The organism is Pseudomonas sp. D5(2026) (assembly GCF_057766845.1).
Genome location: NZ_CM173421.1, coordinates 4,228,144 through 4,249,880, shown reverse-complemented (window position 1 = coordinate 4,249,880; position 21,737 = coordinate 4,228,144). Strand labels below are relative to the sequence as shown.

General features: G+C 61.7%; 22 protein-coding genes. 7 read left to right on the top strand and 15 right to left on the bottom strand.

The genetic code is table 11. The features are described 5' to 3' along the window. Positions 1 to 92 precede the first annotated feature (92 nt). The 4 genes from AC3B5Q_RS19665 to AC3B5Q_RS19650 form a co-directional block, all read right to left on the bottom strand. Positions 93 to 1,043, bottom strand: a complete 951-nt coding sequence (locus AC3B5Q_RS19665; RefSeq protein WP_012053427.1) for a 2-hydroxyacid dehydrogenase — start codon at positions 1,041 to 1,043, stop codon at positions 93 to 95. Between the two features lie 24 nt (positions 1,044 to 1,067). Next, positions 1,068 to 1,826 carry an SDR family oxidoreductase gene (locus tag AC3B5Q_RS19660; protein WP_021782496.1) on the bottom strand — a complete coding sequence of 253 codons (759 nt, stop codon included), beginning with the start codon at positions 1,824 to 1,826 and terminating at the stop codon, positions 1,068 to 1,070. A gap of 18 nt (positions 1,827 to 1,844) precedes the next feature. Then, positions 1,845 to 2,555, bottom strand: a complete 711-nt coding sequence (locus AC3B5Q_RS19655) for a fumarylacetoacetate hydrolase family protein (RefSeq protein WP_021782495.1) — start codon at positions 2,553 to 2,555, stop codon at positions 1,845 to 1,847. A 220-nt stretch (positions 2,556 to 2,775) separates the two neighbouring features. Continuing rightward, positions 2,776 to 4,116 (bottom strand): MFS transporter, encoded by a 1,341-nt coding sequence (locus AC3B5Q_RS19650; RefSeq protein WP_021782494.1) that lies wholly within the window; start codon positions 4,114 to 4,116, stop codon positions 2,776 to 2,778. A gap of 295 nt (positions 4,117 to 4,411) precedes the next feature. On the opposite strand from AC3B5Q_RS19650, the gene AC3B5Q_RS19645 reads away from it, so the two are divergent. Next, positions 4,412 to 5,341: a helix-turn-helix transcriptional regulator gene (locus tag AC3B5Q_RS19645; protein ID WP_012053423.1), complete on the top strand. Its 930-nt coding sequence runs from the start codon at positions 4,412 to 4,414 to the stop codon at positions 5,339 to 5,341. Between the two features lie 25 nt (positions 5,342 to 5,366). Here AC3B5Q_RS19645 and AC3B5Q_RS19640 read toward each other — a convergent pair whose 3' ends face one another. The 3 genes from AC3B5Q_RS19640 to AC3B5Q_RS19630 form a co-directional block, all read right to left on the bottom strand. Then, positions 5,367 to 6,035, bottom strand: a complete 669-nt coding sequence (locus AC3B5Q_RS19640; RefSeq protein ID WP_021782493.1) for a hypothetical protein — start codon at positions 6,033 to 6,035, stop codon at positions 5,367 to 5,369. Continuing rightward, positions 6,032 to 6,685 (bottom strand): hypothetical protein, encoded by a 654-nt coding sequence (locus AC3B5Q_RS19635; protein ID WP_021782492.1) that lies wholly within the window; start codon positions 6,683 to 6,685, stop codon positions 6,032 to 6,034. The genes AC3B5Q_RS19640 and AC3B5Q_RS19635 overlap by 4 nt, the downstream gene beginning before the upstream one ends. A gap of 302 nt (positions 6,686 to 6,987) precedes the next feature. Continuing rightward, positions 6,988 to 8,496 (bottom strand): hypothetical protein, encoded by a 1,509-nt coding sequence (locus AC3B5Q_RS19630; RefSeq protein WP_488392720.1) that lies wholly within the window; start codon positions 8,494 to 8,496, stop codon positions 6,988 to 6,990. On the opposite strand from AC3B5Q_RS19630, the gene pcaQ reads away from it, so the two are divergent. The 5 genes from pcaQ (at position 8,464) to AC3B5Q_RS19605 (ending at position 11,946) form a co-directional block, all read left to right on the top strand. Continuing rightward, complete coding sequence (gene pcaQ / locus AC3B5Q_RS19625) at positions 8,464 to 9,396, top strand: pca operon transcription factor PcaQ (RefSeq protein ID WP_021782489.1); 933 nt, start codon at positions 8,464 to 8,466, stop codon at positions 9,394 to 9,396. The genes AC3B5Q_RS19630 and pcaQ overlap by 33 nt on opposite strands. A 253-nt stretch (positions 9,397 to 9,649) precedes the next feature. Further along, complete coding sequence (bamJ, locus tag AC3B5Q_RS19620) at positions 9,650 to 10,402, top strand: BamJ family beta-barrel-assembly machinery protein (RefSeq protein WP_010952765.1); 753 nt, start codon at positions 9,650 to 9,652, stop codon at positions 10,400 to 10,402. Between the two features lie 288 nt (positions 10,403 to 10,690). Continuing rightward, positions 10,691 to 11,128 carry a YkvA family protein gene (locus tag AC3B5Q_RS19615; RefSeq protein ID WP_021782488.1) on the top strand — a complete coding sequence of 146 codons (438 nt, stop codon included), beginning with the start codon at positions 10,691 to 10,693 and terminating at the stop codon, positions 11,126 to 11,128. A gap of 114 nt (positions 11,129 to 11,242) precedes the next feature. Continuing rightward, positions 11,243 to 11,581: a helix-turn-helix domain-containing protein gene (locus AC3B5Q_RS19610; protein ID WP_021782487.1), complete on the top strand. Its 339-nt coding sequence runs from the start codon at positions 11,243 to 11,245 to the stop codon at positions 11,579 to 11,581. Beyond that, positions 11,578 to 11,946, top strand: a complete 369-nt coding sequence (locus AC3B5Q_RS19605; protein ID WP_028698000.1) for a hypothetical protein — start codon at positions 11,578 to 11,580, stop codon at positions 11,944 to 11,946. Before AC3B5Q_RS19610 ends, AC3B5Q_RS19605 begins: the two co-directional genes overlap by 4 nt. Before the next feature lie 24 nt (positions 11,947 to 11,970). On the opposite strand, the gene AC3B5Q_RS19600 is transcribed toward AC3B5Q_RS19605, so the two are convergent. Both AC3B5Q_RS19600 and AC3B5Q_RS19595 read right to left on the bottom strand, forming a co-directional pair. Continuing rightward, complete coding sequence (locus tag AC3B5Q_RS19600) at positions 11,971 to 12,936, bottom strand: EAL domain-containing protein (protein WP_021782485.1); 966 nt, start codon at positions 12,934 to 12,936, stop codon at positions 11,971 to 11,973. A gap of 118 nt (positions 12,937 to 13,054) precedes the next feature. After that, complete coding sequence (locus tag AC3B5Q_RS19595) at positions 13,055 to 15,136, bottom strand: carboxy terminal-processing peptidase (RefSeq protein WP_172402795.1); 2,082 nt, start codon at positions 15,134 to 15,136, stop codon at positions 13,055 to 13,057. A 139-nt stretch (positions 15,137 to 15,275) separates the two neighbouring features. Between AC3B5Q_RS19595 and AC3B5Q_RS19590 the strand changes: the two genes are divergently transcribed. Next, complete coding sequence (locus tag AC3B5Q_RS19590) at positions 15,276 to 16,238, top strand: NAD(P)H-quinone oxidoreductase (protein ID WP_021782483.1); 963 nt, start codon at positions 15,276 to 15,278, stop codon at positions 16,236 to 16,238. A 60-nt stretch (positions 16,239 to 16,298) separates the two neighbouring features. Here AC3B5Q_RS19590 and AC3B5Q_RS19585 read toward each other — a convergent pair whose 3' ends face one another. The 6 genes from AC3B5Q_RS19585 to AC3B5Q_RS19560 form a co-directional block, all read right to left on the bottom strand. Then, positions 16,299 to 16,952 carry an HAD family hydrolase gene (locus AC3B5Q_RS19585; RefSeq protein WP_019436775.1) on the bottom strand — a complete coding sequence of 218 codons (654 nt, stop codon included), beginning with the start codon at positions 16,950 to 16,952 and terminating at the stop codon, positions 16,299 to 16,301. A gap of 14 nt (positions 16,953 to 16,966) precedes the next feature. Continuing rightward, positions 16,967 to 17,956 (bottom strand): ABC transporter ATP-binding protein, encoded by a 990-nt coding sequence (locus tag AC3B5Q_RS19580; RefSeq protein ID WP_021782482.1) that lies wholly within the window; start codon positions 17,954 to 17,956, stop codon positions 16,967 to 16,969. 1 nt (position 17,957) lies between these two features. After that, positions 17,958 to 18,752, bottom strand: a complete 795-nt coding sequence (locus tag AC3B5Q_RS19575; RefSeq protein ID WP_021782481.1) for an ABC transporter permease — start codon at positions 18,750 to 18,752, stop codon at positions 17,958 to 17,960. Further along, positions 18,742 to 19,581 carry an ABC transporter permease gene (locus AC3B5Q_RS19570; RefSeq protein ID WP_021782480.1) on the bottom strand — a complete coding sequence of 280 codons (840 nt, stop codon included), beginning with the start codon at positions 19,579 to 19,581 and terminating at the stop codon, positions 18,742 to 18,744. Before AC3B5Q_RS19570 ends, AC3B5Q_RS19575 begins: the two co-directional genes overlap by 11 nt. Beyond that, positions 19,578 to 20,384 carry an alkaline phosphatase family protein gene (locus AC3B5Q_RS19565; protein WP_003252558.1) on the bottom strand — a complete coding sequence of 269 codons (807 nt, stop codon included), beginning with the start codon at positions 20,382 to 20,384 and terminating at the stop codon, positions 19,578 to 19,580. Before AC3B5Q_RS19565 ends, AC3B5Q_RS19570 begins: the two co-directional genes overlap by 4 nt. Positions 20,385 to 20,513: 129 nt before the next feature. Beyond that, positions 20,514 to 21,578, bottom strand: a complete 1,065-nt coding sequence (locus AC3B5Q_RS19560; protein ID WP_021782479.1) for an ABC transporter substrate-binding protein — start codon at positions 21,576 to 21,578, stop codon at positions 20,514 to 20,516. Positions 21,579 to 21,737: the final 159 nt, after the last annotated feature.

Sequence of the window (21,737 nt, the reverse complement as noted above, 5' to 3'; positions counted from 1 at the left end):
CAAGCTCGCGCCTACGGAATCTGCACCGCCTTCAAATACGGCGCTGCACCTGTGGGAACGGGCCTTCCCGCGAAGAGGCCAGCACAAGCCGACTAGATAACCAACCCCTGCGGTTTGCGTCCGGCAAATACATCCACCAGGCTGGCCACCACCATCTCGCCCATGCGCGTGCGTGTCTGTACCGTGGCACTGGCGCGATGCGGTTGCAGGACTACATCTTCGCGCTCGAACAACGCCTCGGGCGCTCGCGGTTCATCGGCAAACACATCCAGCGCCGCGCCAGCGATCTCGCCGGCCTGCAACGCCGCGACCAACGCGGGTTCATCCACCAGCTTGCCGCGTGCGATATTGATCAGATACCCCTCGGCGCCCAACGCCCGCAGCACGTCGCGATTGATCAGCGCCTCGCCCTTGTCAGCCGCCGCCGCGAGGATCAGCGCATCGCTGTCCTTGGCCAACTGCAGCAGATCTGCCTCGAACCCGTAGGGCACATCCAGCGCCTGTAGATCGGTGTAGCGGATCGGGCAACCGAAGGCTGTCGCCCGCTGTGCTACCGCCCGCCCGACCCGGCCCATGCCGACGATGCCCACGCGCATGCCCGACACCTGCCGGGCCAGTGGCAGCGGTGCCAGCGGCGTGGTGCTGGTGGCCCAACGGCCGGCGCGAACGAAGCGGTCACCGGTGCAGATACCCCGGCACAAGCCGATCAGCAGGCCGATGGCAAGATCGGCGACGTCCTCGGTGAGCGCACCGAGGGTCGCCGTCACCTGGATGCCGCGATCGCGGGCATAGGCCAAGTCTACCGCGTCGGTGCCGACGCCATTGACGGCGATCACTTCGAGGTTGGGCAGGCGCGCCATCAGCGCCTGGCTGATGCCGGTGTGGCCGCCGGTAATCACGCCCCGAATGTTGCTTGCATACTGGCTGACGTAGGCATCCTTGTCGGCCTGTTCGTAGTAACGGTGTACGGTGAACAGCTGTTCCAGGCGCTCACGGATCTGCGGGATCAGGATAGGGCTCAGTTGCAGGACTTCTGGTTTCATCGGTCACTCCATCATAAACAGGGATCAGCCACGGCCAACGAACGGCATGTTGCTGGCCATCACGGTCATGTTCAGTACGTTGGCGTCGAGCGGCAGCGCTGCGATGTAGCGCACCGCATCGGCCACATGGCGCACGTCGAGCATCGGTTCGGCGGCGATCTCGCCATTGGCCTGGCGCACCCCACGGGTCATGCGCTCGGACAACTCGGTCAGGGCGTTGCCGATGTCCAACTGGCTGCACACGATGTGGTAAGGCCGACCATCCAGCGCCAGCGCCTTGGTCAGGCCCAGCACCGCATGCTTGCTGGCGGTGTAAGGTGCGGTGAACGGGCGTGGGGTGTGCGCCGAGATCGAGCCGTTATTGATGATTCGCCCGCCTTGCGGCTGCTGGCGGCGCATCAGGCCGAAGGCGGCGCGGGCGCACAGGAACACACCATCGACGTTGGTGGCCATGACGTTGCGCCAGTTCTCCAACGGCAGCTCGTCCACCGGCACGGCGGGCGCGTTGATGCCGGCATTGTTGAAGATCACATCGAGCCGGCCGTGCACTTCTTCGATGGTGGCGAACAGCTGCGCGACGCTTTGCTCGTCGCGTACATCGGTGGGCACGGCCAGTGCCTCACCGCCTGCTGCCAGCGCCTGTGCAACCACGGCTTGCAGGGGTTCGGCGCGGCGCCCGGCGAGCACCAGGCTGAAGCCGTCATCCAGCAGGGCAAGGGCGACGGCGCGGCCGATGCCGCTACCGGCACCGGTGACCAGGGCGATTTTCTTGTTCTGGGTCATGTCGGGTCTCCGTCAGGTTCAGGCTGCGTTGGCTGTTTGCCCGGCAGGGCGGGGGCCGACACGCAGGTGCAGCTCGCCAATGCCGTCGATCCCGGCGTGTATCGTGTCGCCCGGGTTCAGCGGTGCCACACCAGGCGGGCTGCCGGTCATGATCAGGTCGCCCGGGTGCAGCGGCAGCTGGCGTGACAGCCGGCTGATCACTTCGGCCAATGCCCAGGTCTGCTGGCTCAGGTGGGCACGCTGGCGCTCCTCGCCATTGACCTGCAGCCACAGCGACGTATCCAGCGGCCAGTCGCATTCGCTGGCAGGGACGATGGCGGTCATCGGTGCCGAAGCCTCGAACACCTTGGCGCCTTCCCACGGCAGGCCCTCGGCCTTGGCCTTGCGCTGGTGATCGCGACGGGTCATGTCTAGACCGGCGGCAAAGCCGAACACGTGCTCCAGGGCATGCTCGCTGGCGATGTTGGCGCCGCCTTTGGCGATGGCCGCGACCAGCTCGATTTCATGGCAGAACTCGTCGGTCTGCGGCGGGAAGGGCAGTTCGCCCAGTGCCTCGACCACGTTGCTTGCCGGTTTCATGAAAAACACAGGCTCCTGCGGCGCCGCGCCGTAGGATTCCGGCCACGGGTAGTTGCGGCCGAGGCAGAACACCCGGCCGACCGGGAAGCGCGCATCGCTGCCGCGGATCGGCAGGCTGACGATGGCCGGCGGGTTGAACAGGTAGGTCATGGGTGGATCCTCCGTACTGGAGTGGACAGCGTATCCAGCGGCTGGCCGGCAAAGTTGGACGAAAGCGGGGTTGGGTTGGACTATCCAAGGCACCTGGACCGGCCCTTTCGCGGCTAAAGCCGCTCCTACAGGGATAGCGTCAAACCCAGGGGCAATACCGTCCCCCCGTAGGAGCGGCTTTAGCCGCGAAGAGGCCGGTACCGTCAATACACGCCTTGGCTCAGCCCGCAGCCTTCAGCTCGATGCGATACAGCTTCCCAAGCAGCAGCGAGTAAGACAGTGTGCCCATCAACGCCACACCACCGATGAACCAGAACGCCATGGCGAACGAGCCACTGGCGTGCACGATCGCGCCGATCACGATCGGTGTGACGATGCCGCCGATGTTCGCCGCCAGGCTGGTAATGCCGCCGGTCAGGCCGATCAGCTCCTTTGGCGCCACTTCCGAGACGGCAGCCCACGACGACGAGGCGATGCCCTGGGCGAAGAACGCCAGGGTCAGCACGGCGATGCACAGCACATTGGAGTCGGTGAAGTTCACCAGCACGATCGACATCCCCAGCATCGAGCCCACCACCAGCGGCAGCTTGCGGGCAAACGACAGCGAGTAACCCTTGCGGATCAGCAGGTCGGAGACGATGCCCGCCAGGAGGATGCCGACCGTGGCACCAATGAACGGCATGACCGCGAAGATGCCGACCTTGATCAGCGTCAGCTGGCGTTCTTCGATCAGGTAGGTGGGGAACCAGGTGAGGAAGAAGTACAGCGCCGAAGTGCTGGCGAACTTGCCCAGGCAGATCGCCCAGATCTGGCGATAGCGGAACAGTTCGGCAACCTGGCGCCAGTCGAAGCGGGTACGTTGCTGGCTGCTCTTCACCAGGCCACCACCGTGCTCGATATAGGCCAGTTCCTCCTTGCTGACCTTCTTGCAGTTCAGCGGGTCGCGGTACAGCACCAGCCACACGACGCCGAACAGGATGCCCACCAGGCCGGTGCTGTAGAACACGTGGCGCCAGTCATAGGTGGTCGCCAGCCACAGGAGCGCGCCGGTGAACAGCGCGGTGCCCAGGTACTGGCCACATACGTAGATGCTGCTGGCCATGCCGCGCTCGCGAGCGGGGAACCATACCGTAACCGCACGGCTGTTGGCCGGGAAGGCCGGGGCCTCCATGGCGCCGACCGCCAGGCGCAGGCCGAACAGCGAGGCGAAGCCACTGGCCAGGCCCTGGGCCACGGTGACCGCCGACCAGCTGATCAGCGACACGCCATAGGTCAGGCGCGAGCCGAAGCGGTCAGCAATGAAGCCAGCCGGTACCAGGGCCAACGCGTAGGTCCAGGCGAAGGCGGAGAAAATCAGGCCCATCTCGACCTTGTCCAGGCCCAGGTCTTTGGCCATGAACGGCGCGGCGATGGAAATGTTCACCCGGTCGACGTAGTTGATGATGGTCGCCACCAGCAGCAGCGACAGCATGAACCAGCGGCGGCGGGTAGGCAGGCGCTGGGCAGGGGCCGCGTCCAGCGTGTACGACGACGCGGCGCGGGGGGTAGGCGTGCTCGACATGAGTCGACCTCGTTTGTTGTTGTTGGTAGAGGTTGGGCTGCAGTCCCTTTTCTAAGGTGGTCGTACAACGCGGTGAATGCAACGGGGTATTTAGACCGTTTTTTTCATTGGAGGCGGGGCAGTGCTGTGCTGTCCAAGAAATTTCTCAGCCGGGGTTTCGCCTGAAATATTGGTTGAATAGCGCATTCTCAGAGGGCTGCGTGGATTTGCGGTTGCGCAGGTTTTTGCATAAGGGGTTAAATTGCAGAGTTTGGACGTCGTACAACTTAAAGCGCCTGTATCCCGGAGATTGCCCATGCCCCCCAAGCGCGAGGTTCCGACCTATGTCATGCAGCAGCGCAGCGAGCTGATGGATTTCTACATCCGCGACCAGCGCGGGCGTCCCGCCGAGACCGCGCCGCATCGTCATGAGTACTTCCAGATCCAGGTCAATCTCGGCGGCGACACGGTGCAACACATCGGCAGCGTGCAACGCCCATTCAGACGCAACACCCTGGCCTTCATCCTGCCGCACCGGGTGCATGTGATCCCGCATCCGGAGGACAGCGACTTCGTGGTGATCAATTTCTCCCAGACGTTCCTGCTGCCGCACCTGGCCTGCGACCCGATGGACCTGGAGGAAGTGTCGATCCTGCAGGCGCCGGAGCTGTCGCCGTTCCGCTTTCAGGAGCATCTCGACTTCTACCTGAGTGAGCCGGACTTTGCCGAGGTACGGCAAACCCTCGAGCGCATGCGTGCGCTGGATGCCAACCGCCGTTTCGGCACCCGCGAAATCCTCAAAGGCCTGTTGCTGCAGCTGATCGGCCAGGTCTGTGGCCTGTATGCCGAGCCGCTGCGCGAACTGGCCGACAGCAACGCTGCCCAGCTCAGCCGCCGTGCTGCGCTGGGCCGCATGAGCGACTACCTGCGCCGGCATATCGACGACCCCGACCTGAACCTGCAGAAAGTCGCTGCCGCCACCTACCTGTCGCCGACCTACCTGACCCACTGGCTGCGCAAGGAAATCGGCAAGACCTTCAGCGAGCTGGTGCTGGAGCGGCGCATGCACGCCGCACGCAACTACCTGCTCAACGGCAGCCGCCCAGTGGGCGAGGTGGCGCGGCTTTGTGGCTTTGCGGACGAAGCCTACTTCTCTCGACGTTTCCGCCAGATCCACGGCCTGCCACCTGGCCAGTTCCGACGCCAGCAACGCGACCCGGATACGCCGCAGGCGGCAATGCTTTAAGCCTGCCCGCTTCTGCCGTGGCGTACTACTGGACCGGTCTCAGAGAGAGGGCGAGCAGGCAGGGGAGTCGGTAGCCCTGCTGTACGTCTTGCCCGCTCACGAGCATGCGCTGGTTGTCGGTATCGATTACCATCGAGTCGGTGTGAGTGATGAAGCCAAATTCCCCCGAAAACGCTCCAAACTGACCGTAGCCATATGGGGGGGCAAAGCGAGTGTCAAGTTGACCGCTTGAGTGGTAGCGCACCGCCATGTTGAAGGCATAGAAACCACCGTAACCGATCAGGCCACCCTCGGCTTCTTCAATATGGCTCCACCCGCCGTCGATGTGAAAACGCACTACCTGGCCCTGATTGAACTCAAGAGCAGGCCTACCTTCATAATCCAACCGGTAGAGGGTCGGTTTGCCGCTATCGTCGTCTTCCGAGTAGTGCTGGCCGTATAACGTGATGCGTTTGCTGCTGTCCTCTATGGAAAAGCCGTTATTGAGAATCCACGCGTCTGACCAGTGGTGACCCCCCTCGCCGAATGCGTCATCAAGTACCCCCGCCAGCGACAGGCCACTGGTTACTCCATACCAGTCCGGACCGCGTCGCAACGTAGTCGATATCACGATGCGCTGCACGCCGGCGGCTGGGGATATAACGGCAATGCCGTCAAGCGCGTGCGATGAACTTTCGGGAATTAGAGTGCTCAAGGCCAGCAGCCCATCTTCACCGAAACCGTGGTCCTTTCCACCGTGAGCGTCCAGGGCGACAACCACTGCTTTGAGCCCCCCGCTTCGTATCTGACCGCAGTCGCCACCACCCCTTCCTGGTGGCAGGCCAGCCTCTCCAGCAGCAGATCCACACCGAACAAAGCGCGACTGTCGATATAGCCCTTCCCTTGACCAAAGCTCGGATCGGCTTCGCCTTGGGCTGTCAGCTTCCACAAGTGAGTGGTTGATTGCTCATGAGGCGCCACAGTCACCAGCAGATTGCCCGACATGTCTTCCGCTACCGCATTGGCGTCCAGATAGAAACCCGTGGACAACGTGTTGAAGTCGACCATGCCGCTGCCATTGAACGTGATGTCAAGCTTTCCACTTGCGTCCAGGCAGGCAATGAAAACACTGTGTAGCCCATCGGGATCGGCCTTCTGGCCAGTCACGTAGAAACGGCCCGGCCGCACTTTGCTCCTCAGCACGCTGGTCGCTGCCCCTAAGGTGCCCGGGTCGCTTTTGGTGAAGTGGCCATGGCCGTTGTCGCCATAGCGGGTATCGATGGGGGCCTTGGGTTGCTGCTGAACAGCCTTGCGATACGGGTGCGCTGAATGGATTGAAGGGAAGTGATTCTTGACTCGGATCATGGCGTTGAGCTCCATTCACAATAAAACCGCTGAACGCCTATTGAGCGATGTTTCGGTAGGATCGGCTACTGGCAGAAGTGACAGGTGCGTCAACGATCTGGACATGCAGGGCAGCCTGGCCGGGGCGGCCGATATCCTGTCGAGCACTTAAGTCTTGATACGCGTTGATGCTGCGTTGAAAACAGCCTCGGGATGTCGGTTTACAGCCCGTAAACTCCGCTTCCTTGGCTGTTTTCGCATTGCCTGAACTTCGTCTCAAGACTTTCATGCAGTCTCTGGTGAAGTGCCAGTTAGTCTCATTTTTATTGCTTCAATGAGACGGCAATGACACAAGGGGTGGAACCCGTCTGTATTTCCCGCCCCGCTACGAGTAGGCGTTGGCTTTCTGGCATTACCGTCGCGGAATGGCTGTTACCATAGAATCCTGGTTGCGACCCGATTGCCGTAAAAACACCGTAACCATTCGGCGGCACGAATGTAGTATCAAGTTGGCCGTCCAGACGGTAACGCACCGCCATGCCGCGATCGAGAAATGAACCATAACCTACCAGTTTTCCATCGGCCTCTGTCATATAGTCCCAGGCACCCTCAATGGGGATTAATACGACACGACCCTCGTTGAATTCTTTAGCAGGTTTTCCTGTGTAGTCTAGCCGATAGATCATGGGAGTACTGGTCCCTTCGGACCACACCTGGCCGTGGACGGTGATGCGCTGACTGGCGTTATTTAGCGTGAAATCATAAATGATAATGCCAGGCTTTGACCAATAGACCCCGTTGTCAGCGAAGCGCTGGTCGAGCGCTCCGGACAATGTCAGTGCTGCGATTCCGTTTATGCTCGACGAATCGTTGAAATAGCGCGTGTAGATGATGATGCGCACCTTCTCACCAACCTCCAGCATCTTAGGCGCCCCAATGACATAACGGAGGTCCGGAATAAGATCTTGCATCTTGAGGATGCCTAGCTTACCAAAGCTCTGGCGTGGGACACCTTCATGGGTGAGCACGAAAAGGATGGGAGCGTTTTCAAGGGAGCCTGAGAAGATATAGTCGTTCTTGTAAGTGGTGAATTGGTAGAGCGTGATATCTTTAAAATTGAAAAAATTATTTAGGATGATGTAGCCGTTGTTGCTGCCGAAATCAGTATCTGGCTTTCCGTTTGGCTTAAGCTTCCACAGGTGTGTGAAGCCTTGGGTTAGATCATTCATAGTGAGCAGGATGTGACCCTCCGCATCCTCGGCCATATGAGAGAAACTATGATAATCAAAAACTGTGCTCAGGTCAGTCAGATAGACAAGACCTGTTTTGTTGAAAGACGTATCCAGCTCGCCATCTTTCAAGGTGCGCGCAATGAAAGGTTTCGTGCCGTTGTGGACGCCTCTCAAGTAAAATCGCTCGGGATAGTAGTTGCTTGCCAGGATTTGCGAAACCGCGTTTCTAGGATCCGCGATAGGCTCGCCGATGTGAAGGTGCCCTTTGTCGGCATAGGTTACGTCAATGGGCGCCTTGAGTTCCTGACGCTCGCCTTGGTAATCACGGGGGTTGTGTTGAGTCTGGGCAAAAAAAACCATATTTGGATGCATGATATGACCTGTCACTGGGGGAGTGGTTTTTGCGATCTCATTTAATGCGATCCGGATAGCTGCGGGTACTGGCAAAAATGATAGGTGTTGGTGGTCGATGGATAACGATCCGGTCCTGGAGTTTGGGCTGCAACGGGGAGCACGGGGCGGCAGACCTGGATACGCCGCAGGTAGCGATGCGGTAAGCTTGCTGCCATGAACCTCGACACCCGCATCAAATACCGCCACCTGCTGTGCTTCCTGGAGATTGCCCGGCAGGGCAGCCTGGCCAGGGCGGCCGATAGCCTGTCGATCAGCCAGCCGGCGATTTCCAAGACCCTCAAGGAGCTTGAGGACCTGCTCGAGGCGCGCCTGTTCGAGCGCAGCCGCCAGGGTGTCGAGCTGACCCCGGCCGGCACCCGCTTCATGCGTTACGCCGGGCCCAGCGTGCAGGCGCTGCGCGATGGCGTCAGCAGCCTGCGCGGTGAAGCGCGGGCGCCGTCGCAGGTGCGCATTGGTGTGCTGTCCACGGTCGAAGGCCTGCTCATGCCCGAGGTGCTGTGCCGCCTGCATCAGCGCCATGAAGCGCTGGTGATCAGCGTGGTCACCGGGGTCAGCGCGCAGTTGCTTGGCCAGCTTCACCTGGGGGAGCTGGAACTGGTGGTGGGGCGCATGACCGACAGTCCGCAAATCCAGGGGTTGTCCTTCGAGCACCTGTACAGCGAGTCGATGAGCCTGGTGGTGCGCCCGGGTCACCCGCTGCTGGCCTGCACGCCCGTGGAGCGGGGGCAGGTGGGGCGTTACCCGCTGGTGCTGCCACCCGTCGGCACCACCATCCGCCAGCACGCCGACAGCCTGTTTGTGCAATGCGGCATCCAGATGCCGGCGCAGCGGCTGGAAACCCTGTCGCTGGCCCTGAGCCGGCGCTACCTGCTGGGCAGCGATGGCCTGTGGGTGGCGCCGCGTGATGCCGTGCTGCTCGACCTGCGCCGTGGCGAACTGGTCGAGCTTGACCTGGGTGTGCGCGAGCCGGGAGGGTCGGTGGGGATTTGCCGCAATGCCGCCTTGCCGTTGAGTTTGCCGGGGCAGTGGGTGGGCGAGGTGCTGCGGGAGGTGGCGGGGGAATATCGAGAGGGTCGGTATCCTTGAGGTTTTCGGGGGCTGCCTGCCCTGATGTTTCCGACCTCAGAACCTGCAGAAATAAAAGGCCACAAAAAACCGGCGAGCCCGGCACAAAGGGTCAATACTGGCCAATGGCTGCAACGCTTCGATGAAGAAGCTTTTAACGACTGAACTTCCTTACGAAAACCCGCTCCTATGCCGGTAGCCATTGGTCATGGCCGCCTGCTAAGCTCGCGGCTTTACCCTGATTGCCCTTATGGCGCATGAACAAGGAAATAGCATGAAACAGCATCGTTTGGCGGCTGCGGTTGCCCTGGTAGGCCTGGTACTGGCTGGCTGCGATCAACAAGCCAGCAGCCCCGAGCTGAAGACTCCGGCGCAGAAAGCCTCCTACGGTATCGGCCTGAACATGGGCAAGAGCCTGGCTCAGGAAGGCATGGAAGACCTTGATTCGAAAGCAGTCGCCCTCGGCATCGAAGACGCCGTTAGCAAGAAAGAACAACGCATCAAGGACGAAGAGCTGGTAGAGGCCTTCACCGCATTGCAGAAACGCGCCGAGGAGCGCCTGGCCAAGGCCAGCGAAGAAGCCGCCTCCGCCGGCAAGAAGTTCCTCGAAGAAAACGCCAAGAAGCCAGGCGTGGTCACCACTGCCTCGGGCCTGCAGTACGAAGTGGTCAAGAAGGCCGACGGCCCGCAGCCCAAGCCGACTGACGTGGTCACTGTCCACTACGAAGGCAAGCTGATCGACGGCAAGGTATTCGACAGCTCCGTCGAACGTGGCAGCCCGATCGACCTGCCGGTCAGCGGTGTGATCCCAGGTTGGGTCGAAGGTTTGCAGCTGATGCACGTCGGCGAAAAGTACAAGTTGTTCATCCCGGCTGAACTGGCCTATGGCGCACAAAGCCCAAGCCCGCTGATCCCGGCCAACTCGGTACTGGTGTTCGATCTGGAACTGATCGCCATCAAGGACCCGGCCCAGTTGCAAGGCGCCGAGCCGCAAGCCGAAGCCCCTGAAGAAGCACCTGCCAAGTAACATTGGCTGGTTGTCGAAAACGCCCCACATTGATGGGGCGTTTTCGTTTGTGCCGATTGGACGAACCAGCAACAGCTGATACTGTCCGAAGAAATGCAGCGTGAAGAAGTAGGATGTTTCTGACGCAAATCGTTTGCGGCGCAGGTAGCCATGGCGTGAAACGACTGTGTAAAAAACGCCCGATCTGACTGGGCCCCTTGCCTGGCAGGCACCTGGGGTCGGAAACCTCGCCCTGTTCACAAGGTTATCCACAATAAATGTGGATAACCTTTTCCTCTTGGAGGCTCCATGAGCGCACCCTGGAATTTTGCCCGTTTCCTGCCATTGGCCGAGCGCCTGCTCAGCCGCGGTCGGTTGCCGGCCTTGCTGTTCGCGGTAGCGCGCAAAGGCCCGCGCCTCGGCCAACTGCGCGAAGACGTGAAGCTGCTGCAGTCGCTATGCCTGGCCTGGTGGAGGGGGGAGTACCGCGCCATCAGCCCCAAGGCACTGGTCACTGTCGTGGCTGGCCTGCTGTATTTCGTCAGCCCTATCGATGCCATCCCGGACTGGTTGCTGGGGGTAGGTTTCCTTGATGACATCGCGGTGCTGGGCTGGGTGCTGAAAACCGTGGCCGACGAGTTGGCGCGTTTCAAGGCTTGGCGCGATAGCCAGGCACCCGAGCGGCTGCGCGTGGTCGAGCGCCTGCCGGCTACCCCGGAAGCGCTGCGGCTGGAGCGCAACAGCTGATGAAACTGGCCTGAATCTCACCTCAACTGCACAGACCTCGGAGTTGGTAATATAATTGGCATAAGGGTTATGCCTACGGATTACATGCTGTAATCCTTTTTAAAGGGGTTTGTAATGGGTATTCAGGTCATCAGCCGGGACGGTCAACCCGAGTACGCCGTCGTTCCCTGGGAGCAATATCAGGCGTTGCTCAGGGCTGCAGGGCAGGCACCTGCCGACGCAGTTTCCAGTGAGGCGCAGGGCGTTGTTGCCAGTGCACCTCTGCCAGCCTTCAGCGAAGTCGCCCATATTCGTCAGGCCAAGGGCATTGCCCCTGAGCAACTGGCGCGCAACGTCGGGGTGAGCCCGGCGTATCTGGCCATGATCGAATCGGGTGAGCGCCAGCCAGATGCTGCCATCCGCCGCGCCTTGGCCTGGCATCTGGGGGTGGCTGGCTGGAGCGAGCCATCATGAGCCAGGTCAGGATCAGCCGTCAGCACTGGGATAACCTGCTGGGTGAGCTTGACCTGGCCCGTCGTCAACGTCACTTGCTGACCTACCGAGCACTGATCGAGCGCTTGCAGTTGCCCAGCCCGGCCATGCAAACGCTGACTGCCGCGCTGGAATACCTGGCGGTGCTGGATGCCCGTGCCGAGCAGCCATTGCGCAGTTCGCTGGTGATCAGCCAAGGCGCCAGCCGTTTGCCGCGTACTGGGTTCTTTGAGTGTGTCGAGCGCCTGGGGCGGTTTACCGGGCCGGTCGATGGCCTGGAGGCCGCCTCGTGGCATGCCTCTGAGGTGGTTCGGGTGTTCGAGTACAGCTATCCCGAAACAGCCTGAGTCGCTCCCGTTCCAGTCTATTCGCTACAGGTGGTGACCCTGCAGGAGCGGGTTGGCCCGCGGATAGGCCGGCACAGGCAGCGCATCTCTGTGAATCAACCCGCACACTCTGCCATCGGCATCCACCACTTCCAATGCCTCCAGGTGCTGGTGCCGGCCAAACAGCTCCAGCAGCTGCCCGATCGTGGCATTCAAGCGCACTGTCGGTTGTTCGGCCAGTGGCACCTGCGTCAGTGCTGGTAAAAGCCCGTTGTCGCGTACCCCCAGCTCCTGTGGCCGCCCTAGCAAGTAGCCCTGCACCAGGTCCACGCCCATCTCCACCAGCACTGCCAGCTCTTCCGCCAGCTCGATGCCCTCGGCAATCACTTGTGCCTTCGACGCCCGGGCGATCTGCAGAATGGAGCCAACAAACTCGCGCTTGAGCGGGTCACGGTGGATGCCGTCAATGAAGTGCCGGTCGATCTTCACGTATTCGGGGCGCAGCTCCGACCACAGGCGCAGGCTGGAATATCCCGCGCCCAAGTCGTCGATGGCAATCGAGAAGCCCATGTCGCGATAGTGGTGCAGGGCATTGGACAGCAGTTGGAAGTCGTCGGTGGGTGTGTGCTCGGTCAACTCGATCACCACCCGGCTTGGCGGCAGGCCAACCTGTTCGAGCAGTTTCAGGGTCAGGCCGGAGGGGTAGTGCGGCTCCAGCAGCGACTCGGGCGAGATGTTGAGAAACAGTTTGCCCTGCAGTTGCTGCTCGCTGAAGCGTCGGCAGGCGCTTTCTCGGCAAGCGGCTTCCAGCTCGGTCAGGCGGCCGGCCTGGCGGGCGATGGTAAACAGGTTGAGCGGCGCATGCAGTGGGCTGTTGGACGGGCCACGGCTCAGCGCCTCATGGCCGAACACCCTATGTTCACTCAGGCACACGATTGGCTGGAACAGACTGTGAATACTGCGTTGAGCCAGGATGGCACTCAAGGCACTGAGCTGTTCGGCAACGGTCATGACGTATTCCTGAAAATGAAAGGGCCGGGCATCTGCATGCCCGGCCCCCATATTTCACGACAGCACGATGACTGTTTGATGACAGGTCGCATTATTCTGCCATCATTGCTGACGTGCCTTACTTCTTGGCCACCTTGGTGCTGGCACTGAGGTAATCGATCAAGATGCGACCGGTCTCGGCGAGGTAAGCGTCGTCTTCCGGTTTGGTGTTTTCATCCTCGACCGGCAGAGCGTCTTCGTCCTCTTTCTTCAGCTCTTTCAGCGGTTCTTCACCCTTGGCCTTGCGGCGGATGTTTTCCAGCGCCAGTTGCTTGGTCTCGATGCTGTCGTGGCGTGCACGGCGTTCCTGCTCGTTGAGGCTGACGGTTTTCTCGTTCATCAGCTTCTGGGTCAGGGCCAGGCGGTCGCGGATGTAGGTGAACTCGGCATCCTTGACGCTACGTGCCTCATGCTGCGCCTTGAGCTGGGCCAGGAACGGCCTGAACGGATCGGCGGCAGGCTTGACCACCGGGCGGATGGTGTCCCACGGCATAGCCTCTGGCAGGGCGCTCTCGCCGATTTCCTTGGTGTCGATGATCGACGGGTAGTCGATGTCCGGCAGTACCCCCTGATGCTGGGTGCTCTGCCCGGAAACCCGGTAGAACTTGGCCAGGGTCAGCTTCAGCTCGCCATGGTTGAGCGGCTGGATGGTCTGCACGGTGCCTTTGCCGAAGGTCTGGCCACCGATGATCAGCGCGCGGTGGTAGTCCTGCATGGCACCGGCGAAGATCTCCGATGCCGAGGCCGACAGGCGGTTGACCAGCAGCGCCAGCGGGCCCTTGTAGAAGGCCCCCGGGTTTTCGTCTTCCAGCACGTCGACGCGGCCGTCGCTGTTGCGCACCAGCACGGTCGGGCCTTTTTCGATGAACAGGCTGGTCAGCTCGGTGGCTTCCTGCAGCGAACCACCGCCGTTGTTGCGCAGGTCGATGACCACGCCGTCGACTTTTTCTTTTTGCAGTTCGGTGAGCAGCTTCTTCACGTCACGCGTGGTGCTCTTGTACTCCGGGTCGCCAGCGCGGTAGGCCTTGAAGTCCAGGTAGAAGGCCGGGATCTCGATGATGCCCAGCTTGTAGTCACGCCCGTCCTGCTTGAGCTTGAGCACCGACTTCTTCGCCGCCTGCTCTTCAAGCTTTACCGCTTCACGGGTGATCGACACAATCTTGCTGGTCTGGTCGCTAGGCGCATTGCTGGCCGGGATGATTTCCAGGCGCACCACCGAGCCTTTCGGGCCGCGGATCAGCTTGACCACTTCGTCCAGGCGCCAGCCCACCACGTCGACCATTTCCTTGTTGCCCTGGGCCACGCCGATGATCTTGTCGGCCGGGGCCACCTGCTTGGTCTTGGCTGCCGGGCCGGCCGGCACCAGGCGCACGATCTTGACCTGGTCGTTGTCGCTTTGCAGCACCGCACCGATGCCTTCGAGCGACAGGCTCATGTTGATGTCGAAGTTCTCGGCGTTGTCCGGCGACAGGTAATTGGTGTGTGGGTCGTAGGACTGGGCGAAGGTGTTGATGTAGGCCTGGAAGATGTCCTCGGCACGAGTCTGGTCCAGACGCGCGAGCTGGTTCTTGTAGCGCTTGATCAGGGTTTCCTGGATCTGCTTGGGTTCCTTGCCGGCGATCTTCTGGCGCAGCACTTCGTCTTTAACGCGTTTGCGCCACAAGTCGTCGAGCTCGGCCTGGTTCTTCATCCACGGTGCGTCCTTGCGGTCGATCAGCAAGGTTTCCTTGGTGGTGAAGTCCATCTTGTCCACGCCCTTGTTCAGCTCGGCCAGGGCGAAGTCCAGGCGTTGCTTGACGCGGTCGAGGTAGCGTTTGTAGATGGTGAAGCCCGGGTCCAGGTTGCCGCTCTTGAGAAAATCGTCGAATTGCGTTTTCCATTTATCGAATTCGGCAATGTCGGCAGCGGTGAAGTAGCTGCGCGCCGGGTCCAGCAGCTTGATGTAGCTGTCGTAGATAATGACCGAACGGGCATCGTCCAGGGGGGGCTTGCTGTAGTGGTGGCGCTTGAGCAACTCCACCACGTTGAGGCTGGCGACGATCTCGTCGCGGTCCGGCTGCAGGCTGTCCCACTTGTTGGCGGCCACTGCATTGCCGCCGAGCGTGAGGCTGCCCAGGCCGATCATCACAGCCAGTGCGGTGCTTGGAAGGAAATGCTTCATGCTGATTCGACGTGGAGGCAATTGATCACGCATAGTAGGCCGTCTTTTCCGTTGCCGGTTCCATGGAGCCGGGCAAATACTGCAAAAGGCCTGAGGTAAGCGACCTCAGGCCCAGTCATGATTCAACTATGGAGGCACTGTGAAGGCATTGCAAGGCGTTGACGGACATGTGGAGTGGGTCGAGGCCGAACGCCCGACCTGTGACGCGGGCCAAGTGCGCATTCGCGTGGCCGCTGCGGGGCTGAACCGCGCCGACCTGCTGCAGATGAAAGGTTTGTACCCGCCACCGCCAGGTGCCAGCCCGTACATGGGGCTGGAGTGTGCCGGGGTGGTTGAAGAGGTGGGGGCTGGTGCCGATTGGCGCGTGGGTGATCGCGTTTGCGCCCTGCTGGCCAGCGGCGCCATGGCCGAGGAAGTGGTGGTGGATGCCCGTCATGTGCTGCCGGTGCCCGAGGGCCTTGGCCTGCATGAAGCGGCAGCGTTGCCGGAGGTGTATGCCACCGCCTGGCTGAACATCTTCCAGCTCGGTGCAGTGAAGGCTGGCGAGAAGGTGCTGGTGCACGCCGGCGCCAGTGGCGTTGGCTCGGCCGCTATCCAGCTATGCAAGGCGTTCGGCAGCCCGGTATGGGTCAGCGTCGGTTCGCAGGATCGTCTTGCCTACTGCCAGGCGCTGGGCGCTGCGGGTGGTGTGGTACGTAACGAGAACCTGGAAGCGCTGGAAGGTTTTGGCCCGTTCGATGTGATTCTCGACCCGGTGGGCGCCAGCTACGGTGAGCTGAACCTCAAACTGTTGGCCCGCGACGGTCGCTGGGTGATCATCGGCCTGATGGGAGGACGCAAGTTTGAGCTGGACCTGGCCCAAGTGCTGGGCAAGCGTCTGGAAATTACCGGTTCCACCCTGCGCAACCGTGACGACGGCTTCAAGGCCGAGCTGCTGAGCGAACTGCAGCAGCACGTATGGCCGCTGTTTGCCGAGGGGCGGTTGTCGCCGCAGCTGGTCGATACCTATCCGGTGGAGTTTGCCCAGGCGGCGTATGCCGAGCTGGAGACCAACCAGGTGTCGGGCAAGCTGGTGATGGTGATCGACCCTAGCCTGGTGTAAGCAGGCCCGGCCTCTTCGCGGGGTCACTCGCGAAGAGGCCGGCGCAGGCCATGAAGACCTTCAGCTCCAGCTCAGAATCGGCCACCCGTTGATCTCGGCATGCTCGCGCAACACCGCATCCGGGTTTACCACATGTGGGTGATCCACCTTCAACAGCAACGGCAAGTCATTCCTCGAATCGGAATAGAAACTCGCGCCCTCCAGGTTTTCCTGCTCCTGATCCAGCCACTCCAGCAATCGGGTGATCTTGCCCTCACGATAGGTCAGCACCCCGTGGGTCTTGCCAGTGTACACCCCGTTCACTGCCTCCAGCTCGATTGCCAGGTATTCATCCACGCCCAGTCTCGCGGCAATCGGCCCGACCAGGTGCGTACCCGAAGCGGAAATGATCAGGATGCGATCCCCACGCTTGCGGTGCTCGGCAATGCAGCGGCAGGCGTCACCGTAGATGATGGGTTCGATCACTTCTTCGACCCAGGGTGCCACCAGGTGCTCGACTTCTTCCAGGGTGCGCCCGGCAATCGGCTCCAGGCTGAAAGCCATGTAGTCCTCCATCTGCAGGTGGCCCCTGCCATAGGCTTCCATCAGTTCATGGTCGCGGCGCAGGAAGTCCTTGCCGTCGACCCAGCCCAACCGGGCCATCTGCTCGCTCCACAGTGATGCGCAGTCGCCGTGGATCAGGGTTTCATCCAGATCGAAAATTGCCAGTGCCATTGTGGTGAGTCTCCTTAAGCCACTTCCCGCAGCGCAGTGGGGTCGATCGACACGCTTACCCGTTTCCCGTCCGCGTGCAAGTCGGCCGGCGAGCGGTTGAGCACATCGACCACCAGCTCCACTTCACGCACCCGCACCCGGTAGCGGATCACGTTGCCCAGCAGGCTGTGGCTGCGTACCTCGGCGTCAAGCTCGCCGTGCTCGCCAAGGGTGATCGACTCTGGGCGGATCGCCAGTCGGCTGGCCACCGGGCGCTGTAGCAGGCGGCTGGCGCTGTCGGCGTCGAGCAGGTTGTAGTTGCCGATAAAGCCGGCGGCAAACAGGTCCACGGGTGCGGTGTAGAGGGTTTCGGCATCGCCGCTTTGGACGATGCGCCCCTGGTTCATCAGGAAGATGCGGTCGGACATGGTCAGCGCTTCCTCCTGATCGTGAGTGACGAATATGGTGGTCAGCCCCAGTTCGCGCTGGATGGCGCGAATCTGCTCGCGCAGGTGCTTGCGGATACGCGCATCCAGCGCCGACAACGGTTCGTCGAGCAGCAGCAGGCGCGGGCGTGTGACCAGTGAGCGGGCCAGGGCCACACGCTGGCACTGGCCGCCGGAAAGCTGGTGTGGGTAGCGCCCGGCGAACTTGCCCAGCTCCACCAGCTCAAGCGCCTCGTGTACCCGCAGTTGGCTTTCATCGGCCTTGACCTTCTGCATGCGCAGGCCAAAGGCGACATTCTGCTCCACGGTCATGTTGGGGAACAGCGCGTAGCTCTGGAACACCATGCCGATGCCACGCTTTTGCGGGCTTAGCGGCACGATGTCGTGGCCGTCGAGCAGTATCTGCCCGCTATCCACCGAGGTCAGCCCGGCAATGCAACGCAGCAGGGTGGACTTGCCGCAGCCGGACGGGCCGAGCAGGGTGACGAATTCGCCGCGTTCGATGTGGCAGTCGATACTCTCGAACACCGGGCTACCGGCGTAGCTTTTCTGCAGTTTCTGTACGCTGACGAAGCTCATGTCAGGTCTTGTCCTTGTTCAGGCGGTTGGCGACCCAGGTCAGTACCAGCACGAAGGCGAAGTAGGAGATCACCAGTGCGCTGTTGAAGTGGCCGCTGCTGTTGCGCATGTTGTTCAGGTACACCTGCAGGGTCTCGTAGCGGGTGCCGACCAGCAGGTTGGCAAACACGAATTCGCCGAACAGGAACGAGAACGACAGCAGCAATGCCACCATCAGGCCCTGGCGCAGGTTCGGCAGCACCACCAGCAGTGCGGCCTGCCAGGTGCTGGCGCCGAGCAGTTGCGCGGCGTCCATCAGGTCGCGCAGGTTGATGGCCTGAAGGTTGTTGGTGATGGCCCGGTACATGAACGGCAGGGCGATGGTGAAGTAGCAGCCGATCAGGATCCACGGTGTGCCGACCATGGCCATCGGCCCGCTGCCATACAGTTGCAGCAGCCCCACCGACGACACCACCGGCGGCACCGCAAAAGGCAGCAGGATGAGGATGTTCATCAGCGCGTCGAGCCGCGGGAAGTGGTAATGCACCACGAACAGCAGTGGCAAGATCAGCACCACCGACAGCAGCAGTGCGCCGACGCACACCAGCAGCGACTGGCCGAAGGCCGCAAGGAAGCGCGGCTCGCTCCACAGCGCCGCATACCACTTGAGGGTCAGGCCACTGGGCAGCAGGCTCGCCGACCAGCTGGTGGCCAGCGAGTAGAGGAGGGTGCCGGCCAGGGGCAGCAGCAGGATCAGGAACAGCAGGTAGACCACGAGGCGGTGGTACCAGCCGCCGGAGCGGATGTCAGCGCGCATGGTAGCTCCTTTTCAGCAGCCATTGATGCACCACCGTGACCAGCGTCATCAGCCCCACCAGCACCATCGCCAGGGCGCTGGCCAGGTTCGGATCGAGGCTGATGTCGCCCGCCACCAGGCCGGCGATGCGGATTGGCAGTACGTTGAAGTTGCCGGTGGTCAGTGCGTACACGGTGGCGTAGGCGCCGAGGGCGTTGGCCAGCAGGATGACGAAGGTGCCCAGCAGTGCCGGGGCCAGTACCGGCAGGCCGATGTGTCGCCAGTACTGCCAGTGGTTGGCGCCCAGCAGCGCGGCTGACTCGCGCCAGTCTTCGCGCAGGGCATCGAAGGCGGGGTACAGCAGCAATACGCCCAGCGGGATCTGGAAGTAGGTGTACACCAGGATCAGCCCGCTTTTGGAATAGATACTGAAGTCTTCCAGCAGGCCGATCTGTTTCAGCAGCAGGGTCAGCGCGCCGTTGAAACCGAGCAGGATGATGAAGGCAAAGGCCAGTGGTACGCCGGCAAAGTTGCTGGTCATGTTGGCGAAGGCGCTGACGAAGTCGCGCAGCTTCGAGTCCACCTGGCGCAGCGAGTAGGCGCCGAGGGTAGCAATGACGATGCCGAACACGCTCGACCAGAAGCTGATTTCCAGGCTGCGTTGCAACGCCTGCAGGTAGAACTTGGACGCGAACACCTTGCTGAAGTTGTCGATGCCCCAGCCGGCTTCCGATTGCAGGCTGTTGATCGCCACCCAGGCCAGCGGGGCGACCTGGAAGATGACGAAGAACACGGCGAACGGCAGCAGGCAGAGCAGGGCCAGGTAGCGGCCACGTATGCCGCCACTCACTTCAGCAGCTCCCGGCAAACCGTCTTGTCATGCGCGGCGCCCAGCAGTTCACAGATGGTGCCGCACAGTTCGGTCTGCAGCGGCTTGGCGGCCGGGTCCAGGCTGAAGGCGTCGCCGAAGACGAACAGCGGCACCTCACGTTCTTCAGCCAGCAGGCCGTTGTGCGAGCGGTCGTTGTTCATGCCGTGGTCGGCGGTGACCAATACCTGATAGCCCTCCTCGAGCCAGCCGGGCAGGTAGTCGGCCAGCAGGATGTCGACGCTGCGCGCAGCGTTGCGATACTGGCTGCTGTCCAGGCCGTGGCGGTGACCCACGTCGTCAACGCTCATCGGATGCACCAGCAGGAAGTTGGGGGCGTGGCGGCGGCGCAGGTACTCGCCATCGGCCAGAAGGTGCGAATCGGGGTAACGGTCGTCCCAGTAGAACAGCCCGTGCTGGATCGGCAGCTTTGGCGCGTGGGTGTGGCGGTCACGCTGCGGGTCGAAGGGCGAGCGGTTGTACAGCTCGCTCATCCAGTGGTACGCGGCCGCTGCAGTGCCCAGATTGGCCTCGCGTGCGTAGTGAAACACGCTGCGCTGGTTGGACAGGCGGTTGATGTTGTTGTGCACGATGCCGCTGTCGATTGGCGGCACGCCGGTAAGAATGCATTCGTACAGCGGCCGCGACAGCGATGGCAGCTCGCATTCCACGCGGTACAGCGCGGCACGGTCGGCCTCGACGTAGGCGTGCAGGTGGCCCATCGCGTGGTGGGCGACCTGGTAGTTGAGGCCGTCGAGCAGGACCAGGATGACGTTGTGTTGCATGTTTTCTCCAGTCATGAACCGCGTTGGCACCTTCGCGGGTAAACCCGCTCCTACATGTATCGCGTATCCCTGTGTAGGAGCGGGTTTACCCGCGAAAGGGCCGGATCAGGCGCTACAAAGCCCGGCCCCTTACTCCATCTCGATGATCACCTGCTCCTGCCACATCTGCGGCAGTTTCTTCGAGGTGGCTTCCCAGGCCTCGGCATTCTTGATCGGCTGGGCGGCACCGTACTGGTCGTTGGGCAGCAGCTTGGCCTGCACATCCGCCGGCAGTTTCAGGTGCTCGGCCCGGATCGGCCGCGCGTGCCCCTTGGCCAGGTTGATCTGCCCGGCATCGCTGAAGATGTATTCACGGGTCAGTTTGGCCGCGTTGGGGTGCTTGGCGTACTTGTTGATGACCGTGGTATAGCCGGAAATCACCGAGCCGTCCGAGGGAATCAGCACTTCAAAACGCTTGGGATCGATCTGTTCACGGTAGCTCAGGCCGTTGAAGTCCCACACCACGCCAACTTCCACTTCGCCCTTTTCCAGGGTCTGGATGGTCGGGTTGGCCAGCGACAGGCGCTTCTGCTGCGCCAGTTTGGTGAACAACTGCAGGCCCGGCTGGATGTTCTGCTCGTCACCTTTGTAGGCGATGGCCGCAGCCAGCACACCGTTGGCGGCCTGGGCGGCGGTGCCGACGTCGCCAATGGCAACCTTGTACTTGCCTTTTTCCAGGTCATGCCAGGTTTTCGGCCGTTCTTCTTCCTTGACCAGGTCCTTGTTGATGATGAAGGCGATGGTGCCGGTATAGGCCAGCGCCCAGTGGCCGTCCTTGTCCTTGGCCCATTCCGGCACCTGGTCCCAGGTGCTTGGCTTGTAAGGCTGGCTGACGCCCTTGGTCACCGCGATCGGGCCGAAAGCGGCACCCACGTCACCGATGTCGGCGCTGGCGTTGTCTTTCTCGGCTTCGAACTTGGCCAGTTCCTGCGCCGAGCTCATGTCGGTGTCGCTGTGCTTGAGGCCGTACTTGCTGGCCAGGTCTTCCCAGGTGCCTTTCCAGTTGGCCCAGGCGTCGGGCATGCCCACGCTGTTGACAGTGCCTTCCTTGCGGGCGGCGTCTTCCAGGGCCTTGAGGTCAGTGCCGGCGGCCATGGCCGTGGTGCACAACGCGATGGCCGAACCGAGCAGTGACGCCATGAAGAACTTTTTCATCCGAAGCTCCTTTGGGTGGGTGCCTTGCGATCATTATTCTGGGTAAAGCCGTTGCAAGCCTTTGACTGGCACCTTTGGTCTAGGTCAGCAAACCTTGAGCCAAGGTAGGCCGCTTGCGTGACAGTTTGATGTAGGCAGGGGGCCGGCAAGGGCCCTGAA

Coding starts and splice junctions, on each gene's coding strand:
- AC3B5Q_RS19565 (WP_003252558.1), bottom strand. CDS start 20,384: ATGCAACACAACGTCATCCTGGTCCTGCTCGACGGCCTCAACTACCAG.
- AC3B5Q_RS19650 (WP_021782494.1), bottom strand. CDS start 4,116: ATGTCGAGCACGCCTACCCCCCGCGCCGCGTCGTCGTACACGCTGGAC.
- AC3B5Q_RS19600 (WP_021782485.1), bottom strand. CDS start 12,936: ATGACCGTTGCCGAACAGCTCAGTGCCTTGAGTGCCATCCTGGCTCAA.
- AC3B5Q_RS19665 (WP_012053427.1), bottom strand. CDS start 1,043: ATGAAACCAGAAGTCCTGCAACTGAGCCCTATCCTGATCCCGCAGATC.
- AC3B5Q_RS19605 (WP_028698000.1), top strand. CDS start 11,578: ATGAGCCAGGTCAGGATCAGCCGTCAGCACTGGGATAACCTGCTGGGT.
- AC3B5Q_RS19635 (WP_021782492.1), bottom strand. CDS start 6,685: ATGATCCGAGTCAAGAATCACTTCCCTTCAATCCATTCAGCGCACCCG.
- AC3B5Q_RS19615 (WP_021782488.1), top strand. CDS start 10,691: ATGAGCGCACCCTGGAATTTTGCCCGTTTCCTGCCATTGGCCGAGCGC.
- AC3B5Q_RS19660 (WP_021782496.1), bottom strand. CDS start 1,826: ATGACCCAGAACAAGAAAATCGCCCTGGTCACCGGTGCCGGTAGCGGC.
- pcaQ (WP_021782489.1), top strand. CDS start 8,464: ATGAACCTCGACACCCGCATCAAATACCGCCACCTGCTGTGCTTCCTG.
- AC3B5Q_RS19595 (WP_172402795.1), bottom strand. CDS start 15,136: ATGAAGCATTTCCTTCCAAGCACCGCACTGGCTGTGATGATCGGCCTG.
- AC3B5Q_RS19560 (WP_021782479.1), bottom strand. CDS start 21,578: ATGAAAAAGTTCTTCATGGCGTCACTGCTCGGTTCGGCCATCGCGTTG.
- AC3B5Q_RS19575 (WP_021782481.1), bottom strand. CDS start 18,752: ATGCGCGCTGACATCCGCTCCGGCGGCTGGTACCACCGCCTCGTGGTC.
- AC3B5Q_RS19645 (WP_012053423.1), top strand. CDS start 4,412: ATGCCCCCCAAGCGCGAGGTTCCGACCTATGTCATGCAGCAGCGCAGC.
- AC3B5Q_RS19655 (WP_021782495.1), bottom strand. CDS start 2,555: ATGACCTACCTGTTCAACCCGCCGGCCATCGTCAGCCTGCCGATCCGC.
- bamJ (WP_010952765.1), top strand. CDS start 9,650: ATGAAACAGCATCGTTTGGCGGCTGCGGTTGCCCTGGTAGGCCTGGTA.
- AC3B5Q_RS19610 (WP_021782487.1), top strand. CDS start 11,243: ATGGGTATTCAGGTCATCAGCCGGGACGGTCAACCCGAGTACGCCGTC.
- AC3B5Q_RS19585 (WP_019436775.1), bottom strand. CDS start 16,952: ATGGCACTGGCAATTTTCGATCTGGATGAAACCCTGATCCACGGCGAC.
- AC3B5Q_RS19580 (WP_021782482.1), bottom strand. CDS start 17,956: ATGAGCTTCGTCAGCGTACAGAAACTGCAGAAAAGCTACGCCGGTAGC.